Annotated in this window: 1 pseudogene; it reads left to right on the top strand. The window is 33.7% G+C overall.

From position 1 onward, the window contains the following. Positions 1 to 335: pseudogene (locus HMPREF2628_RS04815) on the top strand (thiol-disulfide isomerase); the annotation flags it as partial. Positions 336 to 350: the final 15 nt, after the last annotated feature.

Here is a 350-nt window from a genome sequence, read left to right as displayed (position 1 = left end):
CAGGCTATGTCGTTCCTCCCGATGGAGCTATTCGATTGGATGGAGGAATTGACTCCATAGGGATAAAAGGAGACATTGATTTGAAAATATCAAATCCTGGAAGGAATGAAGTCACTGTTTTATTTGAAACAACAGCAAAAGAGGAAAAAATAGATGTTTACTATATTTTAGATAATCAGTTAACCATAAAACGTAGTTACTATTCTAATATTAGTAATCAAAAAATAAAAGAGAGTGTGGACATCTCTCAAGCCGAAGAAGAGCGACTATTAAAAATTGTTCAAAAAGAGCTTGAGGATTTCATGGAAAAGATGTATCAGACTTTGTATGGATAGTTTACCAGAGAAAGT

The organism is Streptococcus sp. HMSC063B03, from assembly GCF_001836965.1.
GTDB classification, from domain to species: domain Bacteria; phylum Bacillota; class Bacilli; order Lactobacillales; family Streptococcaceae; genus Streptococcus; species Streptococcus pneumoniae_F.
This window is presented reverse-complemented; position numbering and strand designations above follow the sequence as displayed.